The sequence below is a fragment of the Rhodococcus sp. IEGM1339 genome (genome assembly GCF_050321925.1).
Taxonomy (GTDB): Bacteria; Actinomycetota; Actinomycetes; order Mycobacteriales; family Mycobacteriaceae; genus Rhodococcus; species Rhodococcus pyridinivorans.
Window position 1 is genome coordinate 13,940 of the sequence record NZ_JBNQFT010000031.1, and the last position, 18,621, is coordinate 32,560.

General features: G+C 65.3%; 15 protein-coding genes and 1 pseudogene. 12 read left to right on the plus strand and 4 right to left on the minus strand.

The window, feature by feature from the left end; all coding sequences use genetic code 11:
* Positions 1-103: 103 nt before the first annotated feature.
* Positions 104-1,093: a rod shape-determining protein gene (locus tag ACQR3U_RS21380; RefSeq protein WP_230811411.1), complete on the plus strand. Its 990-nt coding sequence runs from the start codon at positions 104-106 to the stop codon at positions 1,091-1,093.
* Positions 1,094-1,097: 4 nt separating this feature from the next.
* Here the strand turns inward: ACQR3U_RS21380 and ACQR3U_RS21385 are convergent, their stop codons facing one another.
* The 3 genes from ACQR3U_RS21385 to ACQR3U_RS21395 all read right to left on the minus strand — a co-directional run bounded on the left by ACQR3U_RS21385 (position 1,098) and on the right by ACQR3U_RS21395 (position 6,088).
* Positions 1,098-3,926 carry an FtsW/RodA/SpoVE family cell cycle protein gene (locus ACQR3U_RS21385; RefSeq protein ID WP_269572368.1) on the minus strand — a complete coding sequence of 943 codons (2,829 nt, stop codon included), beginning with the start codon at positions 3,924-3,926 and terminating at the stop codon, positions 1,098-1,100.
* Positions 3,913-5,013 (minus strand): hypothetical protein, encoded by a 1,101-nt coding sequence (locus tag ACQR3U_RS21390; RefSeq protein ID WP_230811409.1) that lies wholly within the window; start codon positions 5,011-5,013, stop codon positions 3,913-3,915. Before ACQR3U_RS21390 ends, ACQR3U_RS21385 begins: the two co-directional genes overlap by 14 nt.
* Positions 5,014-5,350: 337 nt before the next feature.
* Positions 5,351-6,088, minus strand: coding sequence for a hypothetical protein (locus ACQR3U_RS21395; protein WP_230811408.1), 738 nt, complete (start codon positions 6,086-6,088; stop codon positions 5,351-5,353).
* 109 nt (positions 6,089-6,197) lie between these two features.
* Between ACQR3U_RS21395 and ACQR3U_RS21400 the strand changes: the two genes are divergently transcribed.
* Positions 6,198-7,742: an HD domain-containing phosphohydrolase gene (locus tag ACQR3U_RS21400; RefSeq protein ID WP_230811407.1), complete on the plus strand. Its 1,545-nt coding sequence runs from the start codon at positions 6,198-6,200 to the stop codon at positions 7,740-7,742.
* 207 nt (positions 7,743-7,949) lie between these two features.
* Here ACQR3U_RS21400 and ACQR3U_RS21405 read toward each other — a convergent pair whose 3' ends face one another.
* Positions 7,950-8,315, minus strand: a complete 366-nt coding sequence (locus tag ACQR3U_RS21405; RefSeq protein WP_064061388.1) for a VOC family protein — start codon at positions 8,313-8,315, stop codon at positions 7,950-7,952.
* Positions 8,316-8,868: 553 nt separating this feature from the next.
* On the opposite strand from ACQR3U_RS21405, the gene ACQR3U_RS21410 reads away from it, so the two are divergent.
* From ACQR3U_RS21410 to ACQR3U_RS21455, 10 genes and pseudogenes are all read left to right on the plus strand, one after another.
* Complete coding sequence (locus ACQR3U_RS21410; RefSeq protein ID WP_230811406.1) at positions 8,869-9,081, plus strand: hypothetical protein; 213 nt, start codon at positions 8,869-8,871, stop codon at positions 9,079-9,081.
* Positions 9,082-9,464: 383 nt separating this feature from the next.
* Positions 9,465-10,013, plus strand: coding sequence for a hypothetical protein (locus ACQR3U_RS21415; RefSeq protein ID WP_269601416.1), 549 nt, complete (start codon positions 9,465-9,467; stop codon positions 10,011-10,013).
* Between the two features lie 155 nt (positions 10,014-10,168).
* A complete protein-coding gene (locus ACQR3U_RS21420; protein WP_230811404.1) occupies positions 10,169-10,924 on the plus strand; it encodes a hypothetical protein in 756 nt (251 codons plus the stop codon).
* A 344-nt stretch (positions 10,925-11,268) separates the two neighbouring features.
* Complete coding sequence (locus ACQR3U_RS21425) at positions 11,269-11,904, plus strand: hypothetical protein (RefSeq protein WP_230811403.1); 636 nt, start codon at positions 11,269-11,271, stop codon at positions 11,902-11,904.
* On the plus strand, positions 11,868-13,082 hold the full coding sequence (locus tag ACQR3U_RS21430) for a hypothetical protein (protein WP_230811402.1): 1,215 nt from the start codon (positions 11,868-11,870) through the stop codon (positions 13,080-13,082). Before ACQR3U_RS21425 ends, ACQR3U_RS21430 begins: the two co-directional genes overlap by 37 nt.
* Entirely contained in the window at positions 13,079-13,456 is a 378-nt protein-coding gene (locus ACQR3U_RS21435) for a hypothetical protein (protein ID WP_230811401.1), read from the plus strand. The genes ACQR3U_RS21430 and ACQR3U_RS21435 overlap by 4 nt, the downstream gene beginning before the upstream one ends.
* Positions 13,450-13,773, plus strand: a pseudogene (locus ACQR3U_RS21440) (IS1380 family transposase); the annotation flags it as partial. The gene ACQR3U_RS21435 and the pseudogene ACQR3U_RS21440, both read left to right, overlap by 7 nt.
* A 630-nt stretch (positions 13,774-14,403) precedes the next feature.
* Positions 14,404-15,441 carry an HNH endonuclease domain-containing protein gene (locus tag ACQR3U_RS21445; RefSeq protein WP_230811400.1) on the plus strand — a complete coding sequence of 346 codons (1,038 nt, stop codon included), beginning with the start codon at positions 14,404-14,406 and terminating at the stop codon, positions 15,439-15,441.
* 125 nt (positions 15,442-15,566) lie between these two features.
* Positions 15,567-17,438: a DNA/RNA helicase domain-containing protein gene (locus ACQR3U_RS21450; RefSeq protein ID WP_230811399.1), complete on the plus strand. Its 1,872-nt coding sequence runs from the start codon at positions 15,567-15,569 to the stop codon at positions 17,436-17,438.
* Between the two features lie 97 nt (positions 17,439-17,535).
* Positions 17,536-18,429 carry an HNH endonuclease gene (locus ACQR3U_RS21455; protein ID WP_230811398.1) on the plus strand — a complete coding sequence of 298 codons (894 nt, stop codon included), beginning with the start codon at positions 17,536-17,538 and terminating at the stop codon, positions 18,427-18,429.
* Positions 18,430-18,621 lie beyond the last annotated feature (192 nt).

Genomic DNA, 18,621 nt, shown 5'->3' on the forward strand with positions numbered 1-18,621 from the left:
CGTAACAGAATTCGGCGGCGGTAACCTGAGCGGTACACGACATCATCACGATGCCGTTGGACACCATCCGGAAAATTTCGCTGGGATCCTCTCGGAGGCCGACGTGCGTGGATTCGGTATCGATCTCGGAACAGCCAACACCGTAGTCGGAACGCCCGACGAGGGCATAGTGCTCAACGAGCCGTCGCTGATGATGGTGCGGACGAAGGAGCCGCGCCGAGCGCTCGCGATCGGCAAGGAGGCGAGCGACCTCGTCGACCGCACACCCGGTGGGATCACTCCTGTCCACCCGATACGCGACGGGGTGATCGTCGATCTCGACACGGCACGGACATTCGTCACGGCCGTGCTCGCCCAGCTCGCGCCCCGACGTCGCTACGGCATCCGTCCCATGGGCGTCATCGCGGCTCCCGCCGGGGCCACGCCGCTCGAGCGTCGTGCGCTGCTCGAGGTGGGGCACGAGGCCGGTCTGCGGAAGGTCGGATTGATTCCCGAGCCGGTCGCCGGTGCCATCGGGTGCGGGATCGACCCGCTCGAGCCCCGAACCCATCTCGTCGTCGACATCGGCGGCGGCACTGCGGAAGTCACCGCTCTCTGCTACGGCGGTGTCCTGTCGCACCGCAGTTGCCGCATCGCCGGGGACGACCTGACGAGCGCGATCCTCCGGTATCTCCGCGCCGAACACCAGATCATCGTCGGCGAACTCACTGCCGAGCGCGCCAAGGTGGGTGCGCCCGAGACCGCCGACGAACGGTCGCTCGTGGTGGAAGGTCGCGACGCCGCGACCGGCCGCGCGCGTCTGGTGACACTCGAGACCGAAGAGATCATGGATGCGGTCCGGCCCACCACGACGAGCATCGTGCAGACGCTGTCGAGCTGCCTGGACGACCTGCCGCCGCGCGCGATCAGCGACGTGATGGCCGAAGGCATCCTGGCGATCGGCGGCGGATCGATGCTGCGCGGCGTGCCGCAACTGCTCGAGGAGGCCTTCGGCCTGCCGGTGAAGACCGCCGAGCGTCCGCTCACCTGCGTCGCCGAGGGCGCGACCTCGTGCATCGAGCACGCCGACGTGATCGCCGCCTACGCCGCCTGACCTGTCAGGGATTCGGCGTCCGGAGCTGCGCGAGGTAACGCTCGAGCAGACCTTTGACGACCGGTCCCGAGGTGGCCGATCCGAAACCGCCACCGCGCACCAGCGCTGTCACCACGACCTCCGGCGACTCGGCGGGCACGACCGCGGAGAACCAGGCGTTGAGTCCCTTGCCCGGTGCCGAGGGATCCTCTGCCGTGCCGGTCTTGGCGGCGGCCGTGACCGGCAGGCTCGCGAGCTGACCAGCAGTGCCGGCCGAGGCCGACGCCCGCATGCCGGCGCGCACCGGTTCGAGTTTGTCGGCGAACGACAACGGCCGAGGTTGCTCGGTGGGAATCGGGACCGCGTCGCCGGGTCCGTAGGCGGCAGCGAGCTTCGGGGTCACCATCTGACCCGACGCGATACCCGCCGTCCACCGCGCGACCTGGATCGGCGTGGCCGCGACGGTGCCCTGGCCGATACCCATGAGCAGGGTCGAACCCGGATACCAGGCACCTCCGATGCTCTCGACGTTGTCCGGGGTACCGAGGAAGCCTGCGGACTCGGCCGGCAGATCGATCCCCGAGGGGGCACCCGCGCCGAGCTCGGAAGCGATCTGCGCGATGCGGTAGGGACCGAGAAGGTCGGCCAGTTGGTAGAAGTAGACGTTGTCGGACCACTGGATCGCCCCGAGCAGGTTGTTCGGGCCCATCGGCTGCCAATTGGCGAAGGTGTGACCGCCGTAGGTGTAGGCCGCGCCGCCCGCCAGGAAGGCATCCGGGGACAGCACGTCGAACGCCGCGTTCGTCGACGCTGTGACGATCTTGAACGTCGACCCCGGTGGCGCTGCCGTCTGCACCGCATGGTTGAGCATGCGGCCCGGACCCGATGCCGCGGTCTGCGCCGCGATCGCGGCGAGGTCGGCCGGGGGTCCGTAGACGTTGTTGTCGTAGCCGGGAACGCTGGCCAGCGCCAGCACCGCGCCGGTGCGGGCGTCCATCACGACCGCGGCGCCGAGGTCGCCTCCGCTGGTGCGCACCGTCTGGGCGAGCGCGTCGGTCGCGGCCCGCTGCATGCCGACATCGAGATGCAACCGCAGGTCGTGGCCGCGGATCGGATCCACCCGCTCCCCCGTGCCCACCGGACGTCCTGACGGATCGACGTACACGCACTGCTTGCCGTCGACGCCGCGCAGCAACGCGTCGTACTGCCGCTCGAGCCCGGCCTTGCCGACCCGTGATCCGAGCGCGAGGGTCGGCCAGAGTTCCATGTCCTGCTCGTCCGCGATCCCGACGTATCCGAGGAGCGACGCCAGCATCTCCCCGTGCGGGTACTGTCTGCGGCCCGTCGGGTAGACGAGCACCCAGGGCAACCGGGCGTCGACGATGGCCCGGGCTTGTTCGGGTCCGACGCGTCCGAGCACGACCTGGATGTCCCCGCCGGTGCTGCTCCGCAGTTCCTCGTCGAGTTTCTCCGGGGGCATGCCGAGCAGCGCGGCGAGCTCGTAGCGCGCCGACGGGGTACCTTCGGCGAACATTCGGGCAACCACGGCGACGGTGTACTCGGCGATATTGGTCGCGACGGGAACGCCGGCCCGATCGAGGATGTGGCCGCGCTCGGCGGGCAGGCGGATGCAGCGCAGCATCTGCGTGTCGCTCGTTGCACGGAACTCGGTGCCGTGCGCGGTCTGCATCTGCCACGCGAAGACCGACGTCGCGGCGAGCGAGGCCGTCAGCGTCAGCGCACCCACCGACACTCCGCGCGGCAGACGGCGCTTCTTTGGTTCGGTCACCCACAGCGGCCGGGTCACGCCGTCGCGGCGCACCGCGAGCACCAAGCCGATCGAGACGAACCCGATGATCGAGGCGGTGCCTCCGTAGCTGAAGATCGGGATCGGCATGCCGGTGTGCGGCAACAGCGACAGGCACTGGGCCACCGACACCACGGTATGCAGCCCGAACACACCGCCGATACCCGCTGCGACGAGTGCCGCCTCCCGAGTGCGTGCGACGCGGGCGGCGACCACGGAACGCCACACGATGATCACGACGGCCGCCACGACGGCGATGCCGGCCACCAGGCCCCACCCGTACACGAGACTCGCGAAGGCGAGGTCGTGTTCCGATTCGGGGAGGTACTGGGCCCGCAGGTCGTAGTCCGGTTCGCGCCCGAGGCCCCACCACCCCGCACTGCCGATCGCGATGTCCGACTGCCATGCGGCCCAACCCGATCCCTGTGGGTCGGCGTCGTTCGACAGGAAGACGTGGATCCGCTCGAGCTGGTACGGACGCAGGAACAGCACGGCCATCGGCAGCGAGGCGAGCCCGAGCGCGAACAGCGGGAACAGCGACCGCAACGGGACTCTCGCCAGGATCAGCATGAGCAGCACGGTCGCCACGAGCACCACGGCGGTCGAAAGGTCGGGTTGCAGCGCCACCAGGGCGATCGGCACCGCCGACACGATCAGGACACCGACGAACCTGCCGAGCGTGTACCCGCCGGCCAGTATCGCGGCGGGAACCATGACCAGCGCGAGCTTGGCGATCTCGGAGGGCTGCAGGGTGAACACACCCAGGTCCAGCCAGCGTTGAGCGCCCTTGGTCGCGATGCCCACCAGCGGCACCGCCGCGAGCAGGACCACCGAGGCGGCGAACAGTGCCCACCCGAACCGGCTCAGGGCGGCGATTCGCATGCGCGAGGTCGCCCACATCGCACCGAGCCCCACGGCGGCGAGCGCGGCGTGACGCACTGCGAGCGACGACATGCCCGTCGAGATCATGTTGAGCATGCCGAGAGCGACCAGGGCGACGGCCGCCGCGACGAGCCAGGGATCGGATGGGTGCCTATCCGCCGTCACGAGAGCCCCCGGGCACGCAGGCGGCATTCTCGGTGGGAACGTACACCGGCTCGGACGCGGCCTCTGCAGGAACGGTGGTGGCCGCGGCGACGGCGAGCGCCGACCCGGGTGGCAGGTCGACGCTTCCGATGCCGTAGGCCTCCGGGCTTCCCGCCGGCACCGGCAGGGTGATCGCCCGGCCCGGCAGTGTCACGCCCGTACATCGGTCGTAGACGGTCAGATTCCACGTGACCGCACCGATATTCGCGGCAGGGTCGAGCCCGACGTCGACGCGGACGGTGCACGATCGTCCCGGCTCGCACGGACCGTTCGCGAAGCTCGCGGCGACCTGCGTGATCGGTCCGGCGTTCGCGGGAAGACCGGTGTCGACGGGACCCGGCACGCCCGCCTCTGGTGCCGCTTCGGGCACCGGCGGCGGTGGTGAGACCGGATCGATCCGGTCGTCCATCGACGAGTCCACCGGGTCGAGAAGGGTGTGCCAGCCCCGATTCAGCTCCGACCACGCTGCGGGAGCTACCCACGCCAGCCCGACGAGCGCGATGATCGCGACCAGCGCGATGACCGTCCGGCGTGGCGGCAGCCGTCGCTTCTTGCGATGCCACACCGTCCCAGCCGGCGGGCGACGTCGATTCGGGACGAAGGTCCTCTCTTCCGTCACGCGCGGCACGTCTGCCCGTTCCGCCGTACCGTCCACCGGACGAGCATGCCCCTTCACCACCGAGACGAGCGCGGCGATCTGCGATCGTTTCCTTCCTACCTCGGTTTCGTCGAATTCGGTTGCGGCAGCATAACGAACGCGTCTCGCCAGGACGACGAAATCCGTCGACTCGGCGATCGCCGCGTCCACTCTCTCCTCGAGCGCTTCGTTGCGGCAGTTCGTCACGATTCGGCGAAGAAGTCCGGCCGTCGCGTCGCGCACCTCGTCCCAGGAGCCCGCGTTCTTGACGCAGTCGATGGTGAGCTGACCGTTCTCGGACACCATCACGGCGTCGCCTCGGAGGCGGATCGGATGGTGGCCCCGGGTGTGCGCGAGTTCGAGTTGATCGACCGTATCGGTAACGAGCAGCGCGGCCTGCGCAGGCGTCAAAGTCGCTACGGCAAGCAGTCTTCCGAGTTCTACGCCGCCCCCTGCGTCGTCGTCCGTCCGTGCGGGCGGGACGGATCGAACCTCGACGGGCTCGTAGTCTCTCGCATGGATTCCCAAGACTGCTTCGATCATCGCGCATCCCGAAAACGCCAGGCCTCCCGCAAGTGTCAGCCAGACCGGAGCGGGCGGGTGAATTGACCTTGAATTGCCTTTCCCACTTGACGACTCGTTACCGAAATCCATTGTGTGTCATTTGCGCAAGAGTTGCCTCGACTTTCGAACGAAACCTTGCGGCACTTCTGCCCCAGAGGCTGTTACCGCCGGGAACACCCACCTATCACTCGCCGTCCGCATACACCGTGTAGGGACGTGCCGGGTGGTGGCGCCGGGCGTCGAACGGTTCGAGCCAGACCTGCACCGTCGCGAACAGGCCGCGCTGCGGGAGCCGGAAGTCGCCGAAGCGGTCCTGGTGAGTCAGTGGACCTTCCGGTCCGAGATCCACTCCACCGACGACGGCACGCTCGGTGTGCGCGACCCACAGTTGCCGCGGGTTGGCCCGGAACCACTGCCCGTTCGGCAGGTGCCCACCGAGCCGCATCCGGCCGGCACCGAGCACCGGTCCGGCGACGCGTCCCATCGCGGCCAGCACCGTCGGGCTGTGCCAGAGGGCGTCGGGCATCAGACTGCCCGCTGCGTTCATGACGGTGGTCGCCGGCGAGGTGGTCATCCGGAGATCCCACTCCAGTTCGGTACCGACGGTCACGTGCAGGTCCGTGGGGTCGGTCCAATCGGCGCGCACGTCGGTCTGCTCGGTGCGGCTCAGCGCGCGACCGAGATAGCGCGGGCAGCTCAGTTCGGCCGGGACGTCGCTGTACACCGTCCATGCGCCGTCCGGGTCGCGGTGCCATACCGATGTGAAGCCGGCGCCGATGCTGTTGGTCGGGAATCTGCGCAGCGCGAGATAGTGGCCGCTCGCGAACGGCGCGCCGATCACGGCGTAGCCGGCGAAACGCTCTCCGGAAACCCGGGGCAGTTCGCAGGACCGCTGGGCGGCTGCCTGCGGGGTGATGGTCATGTCGTCCTCCTCGATTGCGGGTACTTCGATCCTGTGCCCGCCGCCTCCGCACGTCATGAGGCCGCTGCCTCATCTTTCGGACCGGGCATCGTGCGAGGACACTGAGTCCATGACGTCCACGGGTGACGGTCCGCGACGGGCGGAACTGGTCGCCGCGCTGTCCCTCGCCATCGATCTGGGTCTCGGGCAGCCGATGGAACACATGCTGCGCTCGGCAGTGATCGCCACGCGCATGGCCGACCGGATGGGACTGAGCGCCGACCAGCGGGACGTCGTCTTCTACGCCAACCTGGTGGCCTGGATCGGATGCCACGCGGACTCCCACGAACTGGCACGGATGTTCGGCGACGACATCGCGTTCCGCGCCGATACCTACGCGGTGGACATGACGGGACTCCCCTTCTTCCGCATGCTGATGGGGCACAGCGGGCGGGGACTGCCGTACGCGGAGCGTTTCCTCCACGCCACGGCCTTCCTGTTCACCGCGCGCCGGCAGGTGTCCGATCTCATCCGGTCCCACTGCGGGTCCGCAAGTGTGCTCTCCGATCGCGTCGGGCTGGACCCTCGGGTGAGCGGGATGTTGACCTTCACCTTCGAGCGCTGGGACGGCGCGGGGCTACCTTCTGGCGTTCGCGGTGACGAGATTCCTGTCGAGATGCAGATCGTGCAGGTGGCCGACGTCGCCGAGGTGTACGTCCGTCTCGGTGGGTCCGCGCAGGCGGTCGCTGTCGCTCGTGCGCGAAGCGGCACCCAGTTCGGCCCGCGCGTGGCGCAGGTGTTCGTCGACGACGTCGACGCGATCACGGCGGGTGTGCTCGAACAGGACGCATGGTCGGCGGCGCTCGCCCAGGCGTCCGATCACGACTACATCGTGAGCAGACCCGAACTGGACGAGATGCTGCGCGCGATGGCGGATTTCGTCGACCTGAAATGTCCTTACCTGTTGGGGCATTCGAGACGCGTGGCGGATCTGGCGGCGGCCGCGGGCCGGCATCGCGGACTCCCGGTCGACGAGGTCGAACTCCTCTACCGCGCGGGTCTCGTGCACGGACTGGGGCGGATGGGTGTGCCCAACCAGATCTGGGAGAAGGTCGGTCCGCTCACCACCGCGGAATGGGAGCGGGTCCGCTTGTATCCGTATCTGACCGGACGGATCCTCAGCCGCGTCGGTGGGCTGGAGGCCGTCGTCGCCGTCGCTGTGACGCACCGCGAGCGACTCGACGGCTCCGGATATCCCGGCGGACTCCGGGCCGCCGACCTGGGCGTGACGGCGCGGATCCTCGCCGCGGCGGAAACCTACCAGCGGCTACGAGAAGCTAGACCGCACCGTAGAGCTCTGACGGCCGAGGCCACGGCCGCCCGGATGTGCCGCGACGCGCAAGCAGGCCGACTCGACACGGAAGCGGTCGAGGCCGTGTTGCTCGCGGCGGGGCATCCGACGAAGCGACGCGCACCCTGGCCTGCGGGACTGACGGGTCGCGAGGTGGAGATCCTCAGACTCGTCGCTCTGGGTTATTCGAACCGGCAGATCGCCGACGAGCTGGGTATCGCGCACAAGACGACGCGCAATCACGTCGAGCACGTGTACACGAAGCTCGACGTCCACAACCGCACACAGGCCGGACTCGCCGCCATCGACCTCGGCCTGAGCTGATCCGTGTGGACTCAGCCTCGCTATCCGGGGTCGAACCCACACATCAGTGTCCGTCTCAGACGATGCACCAGATGTATGCCGACGTGCTTCAGGACTGGGTACTTCCTCGCCTCCGCACGCGACGGCGCGACGAGCCGAAAGATCTGGTGTTCTCGACCGTCATATACGCCGTCGAGAACACCGGATCGGAACGGCGTCCTCGTCCCCCTACCGCGTGTCGTCGGAGTGGCTGACGACGTTGACGACCGTGCCGTCCGGTGCACGGACGAAGAACCGCCGCACTCCCCACGGTTCCATCGTCAGCGGATACACGATCTCGAACCCGCGACGCTGCGCCTCCTCGTAGGCGGCTTCCACCTCGTCGCCGACGTGGACGGAGATCGCCGAGTCCACGGGAGCCGATTCGTCACCGCTGACCAACTGGACGACGGCACGACCGTCGGGAGTGGTGAACCGCGCGACCCATCCGAGGTTCATCTCTTCGACGCTCAGCCCCAGATAGTCTGCGTAGAAGCTCCGCGCTTCCCCGATGTCCGGGACGTTGATATTCGTGGTGATGCCGGTCGGACGCATGCGGTTCACTCCTTCGACGATCTTCGGTGGGTTCGACCCGTTCAGCGGGGTTCATTCCACACAAATCGGGTGATGGGTCATCTCGAATTCGAGTACACCACTATCCGCGCTTCGGAGTCCCGAGAATGAGTACGCAACCCGGACAGTGGCGGCTGTTGGACGAAGCCGAGGCCGCCGCACTCTCTCTGGCCGACGAATCGCACACCCCGCCCCGAGAGGGATGAACTCACCGTCGCTCTGCGAAAGTTCATCCGCACCAAGGGCGCCGACTACCTCGATGATCCGAACGTCTCGTCTGTCGGCGTCGGATACAAGCATGTGGACGGCAAACCCACCGGCGAGCTCGCCGTGCAGTTCACAGTGAATGAGAAGGTATCGAAGCCCGAAGCTCTCGAAGCACTGGGCACCTCCCCGCTTCCCGAGAGCATCACCGTGAACGGTGTGAAGGTCCCGACCGATGTGATCGAGCGGTCGTACGAACCCGCATTCCATCGCGCCCCGGAAGCAGCGACGCCGCCCCCGGAAGACGCGACTGGATCCGATCGTCCCGGGTGTGAGCGTCGGGCACACGAGTGTCAGTGCCGAGAACCTCGACCAGCTCGAGGTGCTCGACCTCGACAAGTTCCGGGTCTTCCACGTTCCGCCGGCCGAGATCGAACAGCGCGCACTGCTGCGGTTCCCGCAGGCCATGCGTGATGCGGATCTGCAGGTCGCGACGGAGGCGATCACCGAACCGCTGGATGCGGTGGCAGCCATCCACTGGTGACGTCTCGTATACGCGTGGGAGCGGTTGCTTCCCTGCAACTCTCGCGCGCTGAACCGAGGCTCGCCTCGCGTGTAGCGCGAGCGAGCCTCGTTTCAGCGCGTCAAGTTGCGCCTGTTACAGTCGCCGCGCTGGTCTCGAGGGGGTCGAGATCAAGTTGAAGGGGGCACGTGAAGTCGTTTCTGCTGCACAAGGTGTTGCCGATGATCGGCGGGATAACAGCGCTGCTGCTACTTCCTCGAGTGTCCGCGCTCCTGGGTCCCGAGATTCCATCGGTACCGACCTTGGTACCGACGACATCCGCTCCATCCACACAAACGGGCCCACGAACCTTTCCCCCGCCCTTGCCGGAGGGGTTCCCCTCGATGCTGCGTCCGCCGCCTCAGATGACCGTCGCTCCGGGCGAACCACAACCGATCAGCACCAGGTACGGTCTCACGTACGACATTCCGCCGGACTGGACCAACGACTACCGCTCTACCGCCGGGTGGTCGAGCAAGGACGACCGGGCGATCTTCGGGGCAATCGGGCATTTCGGCGAAGATTACTGCTCGGCGATCGAAGGCGCTCAGCTGGCGATGTCGGGTGCTGCAGGTTCACGAGATCTCGACCTTCTTGCGGTCGCGTCGAAGGAGATTCGAGCTGTCGAGTGGATCTTCGACGACGACGCGGGCACACTACCGACGGTCGAGTACGCCGAACCTGTGTGGTTCGAGGTGGCCGGCAGTCCGGCCGTCCGACTCTCCGCCCACGTCACGGACATCCCGCAGGTCAGCGAGTGCGACCCCGAAGCCGCCTTATTCGACATTATTGCGACACCTGGATACGCCACTGCGGAAACCATGGTGCTGATGGTCGAGATACACGAAGGCATCGACGGCGCATACGATGTCGGTGTCGCAGACGAGATCATTGGGACACTCCGGCCGACGTAAGCAACTTACCAAGGCCAGCACCACCTCGACCGACCTGCGAAATCCACGGGCGGCAACGTGCGGCCACGCACCGCGCTCGACGAGTCCAATGGGGCCACCTGTTACAGTCTCCGCGCTGGTCTCGAGGGGGTCGAGATCAAGTCGAAGGGGGGCGCGTGAAGTCGTTTCTGCTGCGTAAGGTGCTGCCGATAATCGGCGGGATAACAGCACTGCTGCTACTTCCTCGGGTGTCCTCGGTTCTCAGTCCCGAAGTCCCGTCAGTACCCACCTTGGTGCCGACCACCGCCGCGGCACCGGACCCCTCCACACCGCAGACCACGCGACCTCCCCTTCCGGAGGGTTTTCCCTCCATGTTGTTTCCCCCACCGAAGATCGACGTCGAGCCAGGGCAACCGCAACCGATCGACACCAGATACGGCCTCACCTATGAGATTCCGGCGGACTGGAAGAACGACCACGGCGCTAGCTCCGGATGGTCCGGTGAGGAAGGCCATGCCGTCTACGGCAGCGTCGGTTCGTTCGGCTACGGGTCCTGTCCCGAAAAAGACGGAGGCTGGCTGGCAATGTCCGGCGTGGCGGGCTCGCGAGATATCGACCTCGAAACCGTAGCTACCGAGAGGATCCGAGACGTCGAGTGGATCTTCGACGACAACGCCGGCACGCGGCCGACAGTCGAGTACACCGCACCCGTATGGTTCGAGATCGCTGACCGCCCCGCCATTCGAATTTCCGCCCGTATCACTGATATTCCGGAGGTCAGTGGTTGCGAACCCGACGCCGCCCGGTTCGACATCGTTGCCACCCCGGGCTATGCGACGGCGCAGACCATGGTGTTGATGGTGCAGGTCAACGAAGGCGCGTACGACGTCGACGTCGCCGACGACATCATCGCAACGCTCCGACCGTCTTGATCGACTTTTGGACTCATTGACACCGCAGCACTGTGCAGATCCCAGTCGATGGAGCTCTCGTCGAGTGCACTCGACGAGACGAACCGCGGCACCTGTTACAGTCTCCGCGCTGATCTCGAGGGGGTCGAGATCCAGTCGGGAGGGGGCACGTGAAGTCGTTTCTGTTGCGCACCGTACTGCCTATTGCAGGAGGGATGGCAGCAATCCTGCTGCTACCGCGGGTGTCCTCGATTGTCGGCCCTGACGTCCCCTCGGTTCCGACTTTGGTGCCGACTACCTCCGCGCCATCGGCACCGGTGGGTCCACGAACCTCTCCCCCGCCATTGCCGGAGGGGTTCCCCTCGATGCTGCGCCCACCGCCTCAGATGACCGCCGCTCCAGGTGCGCCGCAACCGATCAGCACGAGATACGGTCTTACATACGATATTCCGGCGGACTGGACCAACGACTACCGTTCTATCGCCGGATGGTCCAACGAGAACGACAAGGCCAGTTATGGAGCTGTCGGGTTCTTCGGTTACGGTTATTGCCCGGAGGAAGACGGGGGCTGGCTTGCGATCTCCGGCGCGGCAGGTTCGCGGGACCTGGACCTCGAATCGGTAGCGCAACAAGAGGTCCGCGCCGTCGAGTGGATTTTCGACGACAATGCCGGAACATTGCCGACGGTCGAGTACACCGACCCCGTATGGTTCGAAGTCGCAGGGCGACCCGCGGTCCGCGTCTCAGCCCTCGTCACCGATATCCCGCGAATCAGTTCGTGCGAACCAGGCTCGGCCCGCTTCGACGTCGTGGCGACGCCAGGTTACGCCACCGCAGAAACCATGGTGTTGATGGTCGAAGTCCACCAGGATATCGATGGCGCGTACGAGGGCGGGGTTGCAGACGACATCATTTCGACGCTTCGACCCACCAAACGAAGCGCATCAAGAAGACAGAAGGTGTCATGGGCGAAACATTCAAGGCAGCTCCCGAAGAAGTAGCCGGAGCCGCTGTGTTATTCGATGACATTGCCGACGACGCCTCGGCCTCCACCGACTACATACGTGCGGAATGCAGTGTTCAGCAAGGATTGGGCGCAGGTGTACTTGCACTATTGAGCGCCCCTCTGGCAGCGACCGCGGACTTCATGTCTTCCCGGTACGGCGGCTTGGCGGCGGTTACTCGGTCGACCGGTGTGGAGCTCAACCGAGTTGCGTGGATGTACGCAGACCAAGAGGCCCAAACATATGACGCTCTCAACGCGAACATACTGTTCGAAGAGCCGATCGACGCCCACTACGACTCGTACACCCCAGCGCCCGGCCCCGCAGCTCCGTTCCTCGACCCGGTGACTTACCGGAAGGCAGAGGAAGTAGACCTTCCGCTGTCCGAAGTAGGAGCCGAGGATATTCGGCAAGTCATCGCGGACGCAGCAGGTTGGCTCGGAGATGTAGACGACGCGATTCACGCTGCAACGGGATGGAGTCCGCTCCTGCAGTTCGTGGAGCCATTGACGGGAAACTGGAACGAACTGAAGCGTATCGGCGACGCATACCGCATCGCAGCCGAAGGTATGGAGACGTGCGGTTCCAACGTCCGCGCCGGCTATGAACAACTCGATCCGCATTGGGACGGCGCCGCGGCTCAAAGCTTCACCGAACACGCCGAACGCCAGGCAGCAGCTATGGAGTGGGAAGGCCCGGTAGGCCGAGTAGCGAAAGAGATGTGTTTCTTCACCTCCGACAAGGTCAGACAGGCGGCTATCAGCGGGGTTCAGCGACTCGCCGCGATGCTGGAAGCGGAAGTCTCACTCGAGAACACCACCCAGGCATTGAAGTTCGCCGTCAAGAAGATCCCCTGGATCGGCACGTACATCCAGGTGAACGCCATTGTCGAGATCATCAGACAAGCGGCTTCGCAAATCGATGATCTCGTGGATAGCGTGCGGGAGATCCTCGAGGCGCTCGAAGGATTCCTTGCGGCGATGGCATCTCCGTCCGGCTATCTCAACGAGAAGTTCGAAGAGAAGCTTGCACCGATAACCGACGCCTACACCGACACCAAGACCAAGGCCGAGCTGGCCATGGACATCGCCAGCGTGGCCGATACAGGCGATACATACAACGCCCCCAAATCCGGCTATGCCGTCGGCGACGACCCCTGGGCGGATGCCGTATGAGGGACGTCCCGCCCCACCTGGAAGCAGCCGTCCGCAGGATCCAGGACGCCGGACACGCCCTCGACACCCGCCGCATCCGCGCCGACCAGGTGAGCAACGGTGACTGGGATACGCGCATCGACGTCGACGAAGCACTGATGAGCCGGCTCGCCGAAACCGACGCCGCATCCGACGCGCTCCGAGCCTTCGCGGCCCGCGTCGACGCAGGCACAGCCGAATGGCGCGACATCGAACGGATCCTTCGCACTCTCCCTCCAGAGGTGATCGAACTGAAAGCATCGAAGCACTACCGCTGGCGTTGGGATCATCAGCCACCTGCCGCAACTCCGGTCGAGGACGAGCCAGAGCCGTACAGAATTCCCTGGCAGCGATGATCGAAACCGTCTTCGCCGACCTCATCGACGGACCCCTGGCGCACATGCCGTCGGGGCGCTTCGGGGCGAACTCCGCGTGGGTGCTCTGCGCGGCGATCGCCCACAACCTGCTGCGCGCCGCCGGCCTTCTTGCAGGTGGTGGGCATGTTCGCGCCCGTGGGGCGACGCTACGGCGCAAGATCGTCGATATCCCGGCCCGATTGTGTCGACCGCAACGAAAACCGATCTTGCGGCTACCCACGCACTGGCCCTGGTCGGACGCATGGCTTCGATTGTGGACCAATACCATCGGCCACAGCCCGCCAGCTATCGCCTGAACACCGACCGACCCGCCGAGACGGCACGACCGGAACCGCACCGTGGAAAAGCTGGGCAAACCAGCGGTCACCGCATGTCCGCAACTGCCCATACATCCACTCGCCCGTCCGGAACGGGCTTCGGCATCACGTCAGTGGATTCAGGCTAAGAATCTCGACGCAGTCATTTGCGGCAACGACGGTTGGGTGTACACGACGTAGTGGAAGGGGTCGTAGCCCAGAAGGCCCGGGATCCTGTCTCCAGGCCGCGTGCGCCCCCACAACTCTCGCGCGCTGACCCGAGGCTTGCCCCGCGTGTAGCGTGAGCAAACCCGGGTTCGGCGCGCGAGGAAGCCCATTGCACTCCCCTATCGTCCACATATCAAATTCGGGTTCGAGTTCGATCATTGCCGGTCGCTCGTCGTCCCTGTCTCCATTCGGATCCGCCCCCATACAGTGGCCAAACGCCACGATGCTGCTCGCCCATGCTTGAGCCGAGCAGTAGATCGCTCTCACGTTGCAGGACATCTTCGATGAACGATTCGGATTGACAGAAGAACCGCATCGACCGAGCGCTCTCACCGCACGACCTCCGGTTTCGAATTCGTAGCGCGAAAGCCTCACGGCTCGAGCGGCGGATATTGTGCCGGGATGAGCTACGCGGCATTTGACCCCCTCGACGTCGCCGCCCGCGTCGTGCAACTCCTCGAAGCCGGCCGCCGCAATTCCACGTACAAACTCGCGACCGTCATGGCACTCGTCGACATCTGCGTCGAGAACACCGCTGCTCCAGACGGGAGTCTCACCGTTCCGATCGACGAGATCGCGCACCGGATCATCGGCTATTACTGGAATCAGGTTCGGTCGTTCCACCGCCACGGACGACTCGTTCAAGTCCGGCGCGGACGTTCGATCCCGGATCGCATCGCAGAGGTCAGAGGCATCCTGATATCCGATGGGCTTCGCACCGCGGAGGCAGCTCGGGAGTCCGCCCATCCGGTCTATCGACGACTCGTTCGCTCCCTACGGCTGACGATCGCGCAACAACCGCTCACGCATCTTCAGACCGTCCCCCACAGCGCTACCCGCGACGAGTTCTTGTACGACGCGGCGGGTTTTCACAAGAAGATGACCGTGAGTGACGTCGACCGGATCGCCGTCATCGTGCTGCGCCCAGGTGTGCCCGAGGGGCTTCGCCGCACATCCGTGCTGCTCAGAACCTTCGTCCGCTCCGTATGGGCGCACGATGTCATCGATCTCAACCGCGCCGAACTCGATGCCGAGGACATCGACGGTTTTCTCTTCGGCACCGACCGCACCGCGCTGCGTGCTCTCGTCGACCCGCTCCGTGACCTGCAGTCGGGTCGCTGCTTCTACTGCGACGGTCGTCTGCAATCTGAAGTCCACATCGATCACGTGGTGCCGTGGTCGATGATCCCCATCGACGGTGTTGCCAACCTGGTGGCAACCGACGCGCGATGCAACCTCGACAAGTCGGCCAGCATCCCGGTGCAGGACCATGTGACGCGAGCCCTGGAACGACAATTCTTGGCCGACGTTTCCAGCCTCACCCGGATCCCGGTTCTGCACAAGCGGACGGCGTCGGCCGCTCACGGCGTCTATGCGGCCTTGCCTGCCGGCTCGTTGCTGTGGAGATCGTCCGGTACGTACCAGCCACACTCGCCCTGAACGAGTTGCGGCACCCCTCACCGATATAGTTCTGTCTGCGGCCCGACGGACTTCCGCTGCGATGAGCAGCCACGGACATGCCCCCACCCGCACGAGTGGATTCGTGCTGCCTTGGGGACCTGACTGTGACGCTGCTTCGTACTACCGCCCGCCGGATCGTCGACCTCGATCGTCCCGAATCGCTCGCGGAGCAGTTGTTGGAACAGATGCTGTTTCGCACCGGACGACGCGCCGGAGAATCCGAGCAGAAGTCCTGGGCACGGAGCCTGCCCGTTCTCGCTCGCGACCTCGTCGACGCCGGGTTGGACGACGTCGAGATGCTGCTCGAATATCACCTTCCTCTGACGTCCCAGCGTGCCGACGTCGTCCTGGCGGGGACGCATCCGCAGACCGGTGCGGCCTCGTATGTGGTCGTCGAGTTGAAGCAATGGTCGGCTGCGCGGCGGTACGAGGACAACCCCGAACTTGTCGAGGTAGCCGGGATGCCCGGAGGACCGAAGCTTCACCCGGCCGCGCAGGTGAAGGGGTACTGCGACTATCTCGTGGACTTCGCCCGCACGGTGTCCGATCAACCCGACGCTCTTGCCGGTATCGCCTACCTCCACAACGCTACCGATCAGAGTGCCGTCGCCGATCTGCGTTCCTATCCGATGAGCGTCACGGGACGCATGTTCACCGCTGCCGAGCGCGGAGACATGATCGCATTCCTTCGGAGTCGTCTCGCCCCTGCGCCCGGCTATTCCGCCGGCGACGCTCTGATGAAGTCGGCCGTCGCCCCCTCCCGGCAACTCCTCGAGGTTGCCGCTGCAGAAGTACGCGACCGCCCCCAGTTCCATCTGCTCGGAAACCAACAGCTCGCCGTCGACCTCGTACTCCACGAGGTCGAACAGTCACGTGCCGCCGATCGCAAGCGCGTCATCATCGTCACCGGTGGTCCCGGCAGCGGTAAGAGCGTGGTGGCGTTGTCGCTGCTCGGCGAGCTCGCGCGGCGCGGACGAACCGTCCTACACGCGACCGGGTCTCGATCGTTCACACAAACTCTCCGGAAGGTTGCGGGACACCGTGCGCCGCGCGTGCAGAAGATGTTCAAGTACTTCAACCAGTTCATGACAGCAGATCGCAATGGGTTGGATGTCCTCATCCTCGACGAGGCCCACCGCATTCGCGAAACTTCCGTAGACCGCTACACCCGAGCCGAACTCCGCACAGACCGACCGCAGGTCGACGAACTCATCGCGGCCGCGCGCGTCCCTGTCTTCCTTCTCGACGAGCACCAGGTGGTACGCCCCGGAGAGATGGGGTCATTCGCCCAGATCGAACGTTATGCAGCCTCACTCGGGCTCGAGACGCAGCACATCCATCTGGGAGAACAGTTCCGCTGCGGAGGTAGCGAAGAGTATCTGCTGTGGGTGAAGCGGCTGCTCGATCTGGCGGACGGAGGGCCGTTCGAGTGGAAGGGCGATCCGCAGTTCACCGTTCGTGTTGCGGACAGCCCCGAGGAGATGGAACTTCTCCTCTCTCAGCAGCGGGAGCTCGGATACTCGGCGCGGATGACGGCAGGCTACTGCTGGCCGTGGAGTAATGCGGACAAGGCCGGAAACCTGGTTCCCGACGTTCGGATCGGCAGCTGGGCGCGTCCGTGGAACAGCAAGAGCGACCGGCGGGTCGGCGACGCTCCCCCAGCTGCGTTGTGGGCTACCGAGGACGGAGGCTTCGGCCAGGTCGGTTGCGTCTACACCGCCCAGGGTTTCGAATACGACTGGAATGGAGTCATCCTCGGACCTGATCTGGTCTGGCGTAACGGACGATTCACCACGGTCCGAGAGGCCAACCGCGATCCCGACTTCAAGAATCGCACGCGAATTTCCGACGTGCGCTTCGACCGGTTGGTCCGCAACGTCTACAAGGTGCTGCTCACCCGCGGCATGATCGGCACCGTCATCTACTCGACCGACGCCGAAACGCGCGACGCGCTCCGCGCACTGATCGCCGACTGACACCTCACGACGAGTATCGAACACCGAGCACGGCCCGACGGGCTTCCGCAGCAGGACATGCCCCCACCCGATGCGAACCTGAGAAGGCGCATGGGCAATGACCAGCTGGATCGTCAAGATCAATGAGAAGACGCCACAACACTGGGATTACGCGCGGGACGATGGCTTCTGGGATGTGCGTAGCCCGTCGTACTTCAAGAAGATTGTGCCCGGTGACGACATCTACTTCTGGATAACGGGTCAGGGCAACGGGTTCGTCGCGTATGCACGAGCAACTTCCGGCCTCTACGAAATCACTCCCGGCGCGCCGCCCGCACACTGGAGCGACGTTCGGACCGGCGGTTACACCCATCGATTCGAGTTCGACACAATCAGTGAGGACGTAGTTTCATCGCCCACCTGGGCTCAGCTACAGAAGTTGCTCGGGAGGAATCTCGCGGCGCAGGCCGGGGCAAATCAAGTGTCCGACCCGTCTGCCGAGAGTCGCTTGCGCTCTCTGTTCGGCCCGGAAGCCGATCTTGCTTTCGCCCACTTCCCCGTCGTCGATATAGAGCTGCCCGCCAGCCTTCCCACCTATGAGAAGGGCGATGACGTCCGTAAACGCGCTCAACGAGCCATTGCTGTGCGATACGGTCAGCCCAAGTTCCGTCGCGCACTGCTGGAAGCGTATGAACGTCGTTGCGCAGTCACCGGATGCGACGTCGAGGCAGTCCTGGAAGCAGCCCATATCGACCGCTACTTCGGAGAGCACAGCAACCATGTGACCAATGGTCTGCTCCTCCGCGCCGACCTCCACACCTTGTTCGACCTGCAACTGTGGACAGTGCGCAGCGACCTCACAGTCGCAGTGGCTCCCCAGCTCGAGAGCAGCGAGTATGCAGCCTTCGCGGGCAAGCGGATTCGAGTACCGAAAAGCTCCGCTCATCACCCTGATGCTGCGGCGCTCGCTCGGCATCGAGACGCGTGCGACTGGGTCCGATCGGCTTCATAAGTCTGGCAGAAGAGGATTATGGCGATCGCCGCAGAGATGTCGCGGCCCGCGTGATCATATAAACCGTTGCGCTGAAGCGACTTCGAAGGATCTGCTTGCGCGCACAACCGAAGGAGTGCCAAGATCTCAAGATCGTCACCGATCCGCGTGGCGTCACAAGTGAAGAAGGCCCGCCAGGAGCGGCAACTCCCG

What these genes read in the sequence shown, in the direction of transcription:
- ACQR3U_RS21395 (WP_230811408.1), bottom strand. Translation starts at nt 6,088, where the DNA reads ATGACCATCACCCCGCAGGCAGCCGCCCAGCGGTCCTGCGAACTGCCC.
- ACQR3U_RS21400 (WP_230811407.1), top strand. Translation starts at nt 6,198, where the DNA reads ATGACGTCCACGGGTGACGGTCCGCGACGGGCGGAACTGGTCGCCGCG.
- ACQR3U_RS21405 (WP_064061388.1), bottom strand. Translation starts at nt 8,315, where the DNA reads ATGCGTCCGACCGGCATCACCACGAATATCAACGTCCCGGACATCGGG.
- ACQR3U_RS21415 (WP_269601416.1), top strand. Translation starts at nt 9,465, where the DNA reads ATGACCGTCGCTCCGGGCGAACCACAACCGATCAGCACCAGGTACGGT.
- ACQR3U_RS21425 (WP_230811403.1), top strand. Translation starts at nt 11,269, where the DNA reads ATGCTGCGCCCACCGCCTCAGATGACCGCCGCTCCAGGTGCGCCGCAA.
- ACQR3U_RS21430 (WP_230811402.1), top strand. Translation starts at nt 11,868, where the DNA reads ATGGGCGAAACATTCAAGGCAGCTCCCGAAGAAGTAGCCGGAGCCGCT.
- ACQR3U_RS21435 (WP_230811401.1), top strand. Translation starts at nt 13,079, where the DNA reads ATGAGGGACGTCCCGCCCCACCTGGAAGCAGCCGTCCGCAGGATCCAG.
- ACQR3U_RS21445 (WP_230811400.1), top strand. Translation starts at nt 14,404, where the DNA reads ATGAGCTACGCGGCATTTGACCCCCTCGACGTCGCCGCCCGCGTCGTG.
- ACQR3U_RS21455 (WP_230811398.1), top strand. Translation starts at nt 17,536, where the DNA reads ATGACCAGCTGGATCGTCAAGATCAATGAGAAGACGCCACAACACTGG.